8 protein-coding genes are annotated in these 8,888 nt (G+C 64.9%); 2 read left to right on the top strand and 6 right to left on the bottom strand.

Annotation, left to right across the window (positions count from 1 at the left end):
• Positions 1 to 536: 536 nt before the first annotated feature.
• Entirely contained in the window at positions 537 to 1,853 is a 1,317-nt protein-coding gene (locus C1I98_RS30380) for a DUF4407 domain-containing protein (RefSeq protein ID WP_111170819.1), read from the bottom strand.
• Between the two features lie 4 nt (positions 1,854 to 1,857).
• Here C1I98_RS30380 and C1I98_RS40775 point away from each other — a divergent pair, with 4 nt between their 5' ends.
• Positions 1,858 to 2,832 (top strand): hypothetical protein, encoded by a 975-nt coding sequence (locus tag C1I98_RS40775; RefSeq protein ID WP_146607720.1) that lies wholly within the window; start codon positions 1,858 to 1,860, stop codon positions 2,830 to 2,832.
• Here the strand turns inward: C1I98_RS40775 and C1I98_RS30370 are convergent.
• The 5 genes from C1I98_RS30370 to C1I98_RS30355 all read right to left on the bottom strand — a co-directional run bounded on the left by C1I98_RS30370 (position 2,718) and on the right by C1I98_RS30355 (position 7,580).
• Positions 2,718 to 4,745: a hypothetical protein gene (locus C1I98_RS30370; RefSeq protein ID WP_146607719.1), complete on the bottom strand. Its 2,028-nt coding sequence runs from the start codon at positions 4,743 to 4,745 to the stop codon at positions 2,718 to 2,720. The two genes, C1I98_RS40775 and C1I98_RS30370, sit on opposite strands and share 115 nt — an antisense overlap.
• A complete protein-coding gene (locus tag C1I98_RS30365) occupies positions 4,729 to 5,658 on the bottom strand; it encodes a hypothetical protein (RefSeq protein WP_146607718.1) in 930 nt (309 codons plus the stop codon). The genes C1I98_RS30370 and C1I98_RS30365 overlap by 17 nt, the downstream gene beginning before the upstream one ends.
• 102 nt (positions 5,659 to 5,760) lie before the next feature.
• Positions 5,761 to 6,429, bottom strand: coding sequence for a Crp/Fnr family transcriptional regulator (locus tag C1I98_RS30360; protein WP_146607717.1), 669 nt, complete (start codon positions 6,427 to 6,429; stop codon positions 5,761 to 5,763).
• A 436-nt stretch (positions 6,430 to 6,865) separates the two neighbouring features.
• Positions 6,866 to 7,030 (bottom strand): hypothetical protein, encoded by a 165-nt coding sequence (locus C1I98_RS41870; protein ID WP_158558232.1) that lies wholly within the window; start codon positions 7,028 to 7,030, stop codon positions 6,866 to 6,868.
• 295 nt (positions 7,031 to 7,325) lie between these two features.
• A complete protein-coding gene (locus C1I98_RS30355) occupies positions 7,326 to 7,580 on the bottom strand; it encodes a hypothetical protein (protein ID WP_199537321.1) in 255 nt (84 codons plus the stop codon).
• An 836-nt stretch (positions 7,581 to 8,416) separates the two neighbouring features.
• Between C1I98_RS30355 and C1I98_RS40770 the strand changes: the two genes are divergently transcribed.
• On the top strand, positions 8,417 to 8,888 hold a 472-nt coding region (locus C1I98_RS40770), incomplete at its 3' end, for a cupin domain-containing protein (protein ID WP_438672123.1).

Genomic DNA, 8,888 nt, shown 5'->3' with positions numbered 1-8,888 from the left:
ACCCACGCCTTCATCGGCTGGACCGCCACCGCCGCCGACATCCGCGACGTCTACGTCGCCGGCCGCCCCCTCCTCCTCAACGGCGACCTCCAAACCCTCGACGAGGAACGCATACTCTACGAAACCACCCGCATCGCCTCCCGCCTCGGTACCCAGCGCCCCGGCGATGTCTGATCGTTCCCCGGCGCAAGTACAGAATCGCCGGAGCGCGCCCGGTATGCAGGATGCCTGAGGATAAGTAGGGGACGTGAGGCGGAAGGGGCTCATGGCGGATTGGAACAGGGTGTCATCGTGGGCCGTGCGGCACGCCAGATAGTTGAATGTGGTGTTTCTGGGTGGGAAGTCATCGTTTGCTCCCGGCCTCCGCGCCTGGACACTGAATGCCGCAGATGAGCTGTTCCGTCGGTTGCTGCCGGCAGCGGGGTCGTTCGCCGGGACTGCCGGGGGCTGCTGATCCGCGCAGTGGAGGGCACCACGATGGCGGTGTCCGGCAGCCCGGCGAACCTGGGCTGGTACTGGGGGGCCGGTCCCTGTCGTTACGTCGGCGTTGAGCTCATAAAAGTACGGGCCAGGCGGTCGATTTCGTCGTCCCTGGAAGCCTCGTCCGCACGCTGATTTCGATCGATGCGGCCGCGTTCGGCTTTCAGCCGGCGCTCTTCCTCTCGCAGTTTGATCTCGTAGCCGCCGGTTTTCTGCCGGGTGGTGAAGTTCAGTTCGGCTTCGTGACAGGCCGCGCCCGCACGTAGCTCCTGATTGAGGAGGCGGTCATACTCGGTCTTGCCGTTCAGTACCTTTGAAATGATCGGCATGCAGTCGAGCAGGACGAAGATGATGCGCAGCAACCAGTGGGCGAAGTTGACCATGCCGCTCTGACCTGCGACCGTGCCCAAGGCCTCCCATCGGTCGAGCAGGCCGATGTCGGTGTAGGCTCGCTTCTTCTCCTCGACGTGCTCGGTGATCTTCCTGCTAAGTGCCGCGGCGCGTACCCCTTCGGCGTCGGCGCGATCGGCCGCGAGAGAACCGAGTTCCGCCCTCAGTTTCGCCACCTCCGCCTGCTGCCGGGGGATGTCATGCGTGGCGAGGAAGGTGTTGAGTTCGTTGTTCCGGGCCTTGCACTCGGGTCCGTCGCCGGGCACGCCTGTGGTCTGGTCCGCGACCTTGACGCCATAGCATTCGCGGTCGCGTCGAGCCTTCAGCTTTCCATGCTGCTCTATATCGGCCGCCAGTCGATCTTCTGCGGCCTTGAGAGTGCTCTGCCTCTGCGTCATGTTGCCTTCGACGGCGAGTGCCTGGTCGCCGCCATCGAGAAGGTAGCCGGTACAGTCGACACCCGAAGGAGCCGGCCCTTTGAGCGGGTTGCACTGCTTGTACCGGCTCTCCGCCAGGCTGATCGCCTGGTCGCGTTCTATCATGATCTGCCGGTCGAGCCGCTCCTGAAAGAGCTTCAGGGTCAGCGGCTCGGCGATGAGGACGCCGATGACGATGGCGAGGGCGAGCCGGATCAGTACGTTGCCCCAGCGGGACCAGCCGTCCTTGTCGCCGTGCAGGCTGTAGATCAGGAATCGATCGATATTGGCGATGATCAGACCCCACAGCACCGCCACCGGCACCAGAAAGAGCGGGGGCACCTGCGAAAGCAGTGTCAGCGCGCACAGTACGGAGGAGCCCGCGATGAGCGCGGTACCCACCACGATTCCGCCGAGACTGCTGTAGCGAGAACGTTCTTGGGGAACACTGGTGAGGATCTTCTCGTCGACCCCGGCGAACCAGCGGAGGAACGTCCCGGGAGTGAGCCGGTCGCGGTGCCGGGGGTGCCGGCCGTGCTGCTCGGTCGCCTTGGCTCCGTGGAGCATGTCTGTGTTCCCGGTCGGCCAGGGCGGCGTATCGGTCGGCGATTTGCTGGCCGTTGAGGCCGGGAACGGTGACGTACAGACTGTCGGCGGCGCCGGTACCCCTACTCAGGAAGTCCTTGTATTCGGTGGCCCCGGTGATGTGCTGTTCCCGGTCGAGGGCCGCCTCCTGCCGAGTGAAGTCATTGGCGCTGTGGCCCTTGACATGCAGATAATCCTGCTCATCGAGCTCGAAGTCGCGGTCGAGCTTGCGTCTGGCGTCGCGAAGGCCGTGTTCGCCCTGGATGTTGTGCAGGCTGGTCTCATAGTGCCGCCGCCCTTGGGCGATCTCGTCGGGGGCGTGTACGTCGAGGCCGGCGAATTCGGCCGTCATACCTGGCAGCGCACACGGCATCAGGGTCGCGTAGGCCTTCACCTGGGCATGCACCACCGTCCACAACTCGTGGACCTCGTCCAAACCGTGACCGCGGCCGAGCTCGAAGAGCTTGTGGTAGGCCCGGATGTAGGTGACCAGGTGCGCGGTGACATCGGTCAGACCGGCGCGCACCACCTCGATCGGCTCGTCGACCGTGCAGCGGAACTGCATGGCGACCGTGAAGTCGTGGGCGCCGGAGGAGTTGATCGGTACGTTGATCGTGGCCAAGTGGTCCTTGGACATGTCCACGACGCTGACGCTCTCGCCGTACAGCACATGTGGCTCGTCGCCGCGCAGCCGCCGGTCGCCCAGCACGAACGTGCCGTCGTACTCGAATACGAGCCGCTGGTGGGGGAGCTGGCGGGGCAGGCTGGAGATCAGGCGCCGGGGCTTGCTCAGGAACCCCTGCTTGGCGACAGGATCGAGCGGAATCTGGCTGATCACCGGGTAGCTCATGGACGTTTTCCAATGGTGTCGAGGGACAGTACATCCGGGCTCAAGAAGATTCGGAGCAGCGACAGGAGAAGTTCCAGCCGGTTCTCGTCGGTGTTGCGAGAGATGGCGTAACGCCGCAGGTCATGGGCCAGCAGCGGCCGCTCCTTAGCGGGCAGCGCCTCGACCAGCGCTGCGAACAGGGCGCGGACACGGTCTCGGTCACCGGCGTCGCGCTCGTCGAAGGCGCAGACGGCATCGTACAGGGCGGCCAGTGCTTCCTTGCGGTGTGGACGCTTGACCAGGACAGCCGACCACAGTCTGGCGAGGAGGGCGGCCGATTCAGGGCAATTGCGCAGATGAAAGGTGACTGTGGGGGTCGCGGCTCCGTCTGCGCGAGCCGACAGGATGCTCAAGATCGCCCGAATCAGAGGGTCGATCGCACGGCCGATCCGCCTGTCGTTGCTGATCTTGCGCGCGAACAGGTCGAGCAGCGGGAGGGCATTGCCGGTGGCCTCCGTCAGCGTTGCGAACAGATGGGCCAGAGCGATCTCCGCATGCCGGACGGGCTTCTCACTGTTCCTGACCTGCAGCCAGAGCATCCGGGTCGCCTCGGAAGGGAACCGGATCCCCAGCTCACCGGACCAGGCCAGGGCGGCGGTGAACTTGGGCCTGGCGGCGGACGCCATCGTCCACGAGGTGACCGTGCGCAGAACCTCCGGACGGGTCGTCTCGTCCAGGCACAACCATGAGATGGCCATCGCAGCAGTGGCCTGGCTGCGCATGACGCCCCTTCCACGGGCCCATGGAGTGAGAAAAGTGCTTTCCACGTACGAGTAGTCCGCGACGGAGGCCAGAACCGCCACACCTCTGGCGATCTCCGCCTGCACGCTCGGGTCGCGTAGCGCGGCGCACTCATTCAGCCATTCGGTGACCGGATCCCATAGCCGCATGCCGTGTCGCTGGTACAGCTCCCGCATCACGTGCGTCCGGTGGCTCGCGACCTTGAACTCCAGCCTGCGTTGCGGCGACAGGCTGAAAAGCGAGCCCTCTGCCACCCGGAGCAGGCGGCGGCTCGGCATCGGATCATCCGCCGAGATGACATCTGGTTCCGCGCCGATACCGGCGATGGACTCCAGCCGGGCAAGCAGGGACTCGAAGCCGTTTTCGGGGAGGCCGGCGGCGAAGGCCATGGCGGCCATCTCGAACAACTCGCCGCGAGTACGCGGGCCGTCGAACCAGGCGACCACGTCGCGCCGACCGGCGGCCTCCAGCCTGCCGAGCGCTTTGTCCAGTGGAATCCCGGAGGCCAGGTCGCGCGCCAGCGTCACCACGTCGGCCATGGCATGGTCGGTGGTGATCTGGGTGGCCGCCTCGTCGGCGACCTCGGGCGCCACCTGGTGGGCCCGCAGGACTTCGTAGGCCGGGGGCGGCAGCCAGGATACCTGGTCACCTTCTGGTAGCGAAGTGGCCGTTCCCGTGATCACCAGGTAAGCCCCGGCGTCGCGGACACGGCGCCTGATCTCCCGTACATGAAAGTCGGCGACGCTCCCGTCAACGTCGTCCTTGGGCCAGTCGCACAGCAGATAGCCGTGAGCCTTCCGGTATTCGCGGACGGCCAGCCTTTCCAGCGTGTGTACCGGGCTGAGCTCCACTACATTGCGCCGCGCGCCGACGAGGTCATGAAGCAGATTGAGCGCCGCCGTCCGGCGGCCCGTGCCGGCCTTTCCGATCAAGGCCACCATGTTGCCGCTCTCCAGATGTTCGGCGGCGTCCTTGTAGCTCGCATGGCGCGCGTAGCAGGTGCGGGCCTCCTCCATCTCGTACTGGGATACGGGGCCGGACGTGCGGCGAGGCTTCGGCCGGGAACCCGAGATGCCGAAAGAGGCTCCGCCTATGTCGCCGTGGATGTGGTTGATGACGGTCTGGACCTGAGAGACCTGCGCGAAGATCTCGTCCGCCGCCTCAGCTTGATCGGTCAGATCGACCGGTGTGGCCTCCTCGCCGATCAGCACGCCCTCGCCAGGCGAGTCAGTTTCGAATGCCAAAGTTGATCTCCTCGCCGGAAATGGGGGCGCTGATCAGGTTGACGGTCATCTGGTCGGCGTTGAACTGCTGCGCGAACTGCTTCACGGCGGCATCGACACGCACCAGCTCTTCCAGGGACTCCAGTAGGTCGTCGCGCGACTCCGGGTCGGCCGGCCGGCCCTGCTCGGACCGGAACTCCTTGATCTTCGCGAGCAGTTTCCGGGCGCCGCCGAGGCCGCTCTCGGTGCCGTACGCGCCCAGACGTTCCAGGGCGCCACCAGCGATCAGAGCCCACAGGGTGTCGGCGACCTCGGGCAAGTTGTCCATGTTGAGAGTTCCTTTCTGATCCAGATCTTCTGAAGGGATCCACATCCACGCGATCTCGGTGCGTTCCTTGGTCGGCACTTCCAGCCGGATGAAGGATTCTGGTCGGTAAGAGGTGTGGAGCTGTCGGACGACGTCCTCGTAGAGCAGATCGGTGAGGGTCAACACCAGGTCGGCGCGCGGGTTCTCCTTCAGGGCGGTACGGGCGGCCTGCGCGTTGAGCAGCCGGCAGGTGGTCACGACGACCTGACCGACGAAGCCCATCGCGCCACGTTTCACGACCCCGTGGCCGATGGCGATGCGTATCCGCAGGCGGGCGTCGTCCCGACGCTCGCGATTGTGGTCATGGAGCGCCTTGCGTACGCGGCGCACCAGGTCGTCGATGACCCGGAGCTCAGGCTCTCCCTGTGGGAGGACGATGACCTCGCCGTCACCGGCTTCCTGGCGGGTCCAGATCTCGCGGCGCAGGCCCGCCTCTCGTGCGCCGCGGTCCATGACCTGGGCCAGACCCGACTGGATCGAGTCGTGCCGTAGGTCGTCGCCGCGGCCGTATCCTTCCGCATCGACCGCCACGACCAAGCGGCGGCTGAAATCAGAATCAAGCATCATGTCACCTTGTGGTTGGGATAAAGATCGACCAGCGTGGTCGGGAAGATCGACGGGCATAGAGTCTGGCGAAGATCGCATCGCCTCAAGACGTACCGGTACGCTTCACCGGAAGTTATTTAGACCGATCGGGTCGATGATGATCTTCCGGCGGTGACTGGGATCGATCAGTTCAAGGTCCTTGAAACGTCGGATGGCTTTGAAGACGGCGTCTTTTCTGGCTCCGACAAGGTTGGCGATCTCCTCGTGGGTGAGATCGACTCCGAGGTACCGCTTACCGTCGACTCTGTCGACCCCGTGCCGGCCAGAAATCTCCACGAGCACGTTCGCGACCCGTACCGGCACGCTGAACTGGGCGAAGTCGGTCCTTCTTCGGTTGGCCCAGTCGAGTCGGTCGGCGATCATCCTAGCCAGCGCATTCCATGCGGCCGGGTGGCGATCGAGGAAGTCGGTGAACGCCTGTGCGCGTATGGCATGCACCAGCATCGGACTGCACGTGGTCACCATGGCCGATCTAGGCTGTCTGCGCAGAGCTGCCAACTCGCCGACCACATCGCCGCTCACGCGGATGCCCAGCATGGCCGCCCCGCCCGATTCCAGGTAGGCCGTCACCTTCACACACGCCGTGGATCGCTGCCCTGGGATGGACCTCAGTAGAAAGACCTCGGACCTCTCTTTATCTCCTTGATGGATGAGCGGTTCGCCGGCCTGCCGCGGAGACGACGGGGCGAGAGCCAGAAGTTCCTTCCGCTCCTCCGGGCTGAGCCTGTCCATGAGGGTGCCAATGGGCCACCTAGCGGGGATCTGATCATTTATCACGGATTAAGCGCCTTGAGTCATCGATGTGAAGCTGTTAGAAGCTACACCCTGGAATATCTGAGAGCCAGGCGGAGATGGTCATTAGCGTGCAGATATGTGGCATATTGTCCGGCTTATCCTGAAAGGTGGGGCGGAGCTTCCGTGAGAGCAGAACAATGTTCCTGTGATTGGCGTGGTGCGGTGGAAGGCCGGTTCCGTTATACGGCCTATGTGCTTATAAGGCTTGTTCGTTGGGGATTCGCGATATCTGTACCTATCCGGTAGCAGCAACAGGTAGGGAGATCGTCGGCAGTGGAGTCCACCGTGCTGTCCGCACCGGACGCCTCCGCCTCCGGCCGGACGGCGTGCCCGCGCCGAGCATGTGCTGGGCTTGCGCGGATGAGCGAGGCCGTCAGGGTGTCTTTTGCAGGTGAGCAGGGTTGGCGGTGCCTACTTGGACCTTGCTCTCGGCCTTGACGGTGACCAGCCGGGTCTCGGCGAACAGCAGCGGCTTTCCCCGGTTGGCGCCGATCTCGTTGACCAAGTTGTCCTTGCCCTCATGAGTGAACTCCAGCAAGCCGGGGTCTTGGTCGCACGGATCTGGACGACCTGGTCACTTTTTGCGTACAAGGAGCTGTTGGCAAGTCGGTCCTCATGCCCGCTCACTGATATCTCACCGTACGAGGCCGAAACGTGTCGACCCTGTCGACCCGCTCACTCACTGACTCTGACCTGGTGGGACGCGGCGAGGCGACCCGATCATCATGATCGCGCCGAGCGTGCCGGGCCACCCTGCCACCATCGCGCATCCGGCGGTTATGAGATCGTCCGCTCGCCTCCAAAGCAGAGCACCTTGTTGTGACCCACGCCGGCTACCTCGTGCTGAGCGGTTCATCGCTCCACCGGAACCAGGCCCGATCGCCGTCGATATGCAGCAGGAAGTCGGCGACCGGCCTGTGTGGTGACACCAGCCGAACCGCGTTCGCCACCTGGTCATACGCGGCCTCCCATGCCTCCGGATCGTCGTTGGTCTGCTCCAAGAGCTCCAGCTCTCGATCGAAGAGCGGCTTCACCTTGGCGTATGCGGATCTGGCGACGAAGGAGCCATGTAGCCAGGGCATGTCCATGGCATCGATTGTGATCTCACCACACAGCTCGCCCCCGCAGACCACCCGCCACGTCTGCTCGCTATGGCTCAAAAATCCACCCCGGCAATATCCGGCAGTTCCACGCCAACAGTCGCCACTATAGAGCTCGGCACCGACAGAACCGGGGGGTTCGGATTGGCTCGCTTGTATGGCCGATTCGTGCCCTTGATCAACTTCTCCAAGATCGCAGGCTGGGGTCGTAGCTCATACGAAGGGTGTGGCCTCAGCTATACCCATGAAATCACGAGGTCAAATGCCGAGTCAGGGGCTGTGGCCGTACGGCGCTCGGGTTTGCCGGGCCGCCGCAATGCGTCCGGATTATCAAACGCGCCTTGAAGAACGCGTGGCGTACCCGCTGCCGCACCGCCGTCTCGGTCAGATCGAAGTCCTGGGCCACCTCGTTGATCGACCGGTCACCTCGCCGGCACAGCTCGACGATCTCGGCCGTGGGTTGCGGCGTGAACGAACGGCGAGGGTGACCAAGCCGCGCAGGAAGCCCAGTCGGCCCGCGCCGTCCTCGGCTGAGGTGACCTCCAGTCCTGCGTTCAGTGTCCAGCACCGGTTCGTGACCGCCCGGCTGGCGCCGTTGCCGGCGCCCTTCTGCCTGACCTGCCGCGTGCTTGGGGCGGTCGCACTCGGCCATCGCCTTTGGTGCTTCCGCTCCATCCCCGGGCTGATCGCGCCGAGAGCCGCACGTAGGACGGTCACGGGTGGGCCTCAAGGGCTGTCGCGCGGCGGTCGCCTATGATTTCATATATGAATTGGTGCGGCATGTCGGCCGTGCCGGAGCACCGTTCGGTACGGAGGTGCGGGCCATGGCCGTTCTGGTCCGGACGACCGATGTGGCGATGCGGGAGCGCGAGGAACTCTGGCGGCATGCGGTCTCCCGGTCTTTCGTTCCCCTTGATTTCGAGTTCCGTGGTGCCGGCGGCTTCGCCGGTGAGATCGCCGGTGAGATGCTCGGCAGCGTGATGGTCACCGAGGTGACCGCGGCGCCGCACCGCGCCGAGCGCACCGAGAAGCACATCGCGCGCTCCGACGAGGCCGGGTTCTACAAGCTGAGCCTCCCCACCAGCGGGCGCGTGCGGATCGCCCAGGATGGGCGGGAGGCCCCGCTGCTGCCCGGCGATATCGCGATCTACGACACGAGCCGGCCGTACCAGGTCACCTTCGACGGCACCTGCCGGGTGATCATGGTCATGTTCCCGCACCGCGAGCTGCGCCTGCCGGGCGACGCGATCCGCGAGGTCACCGCCCGGCGGGTCTTCGGCGGGCGGGGGCTCGGCG

It is taken from the genome of Spongiactinospora gelatinilytica (assembly GCF_003236385.1).
Taxonomy (GTDB): domain Bacteria; phylum Actinomycetota; class Actinomycetes; order Streptosporangiales; family Streptosporangiaceae; genus Spongiactinospora; species Spongiactinospora gelatinilytica.
Note: the sequence above shows the minus strand (reverse complement) of the source record. Positions and strands in the feature narration are given on the sequence as shown.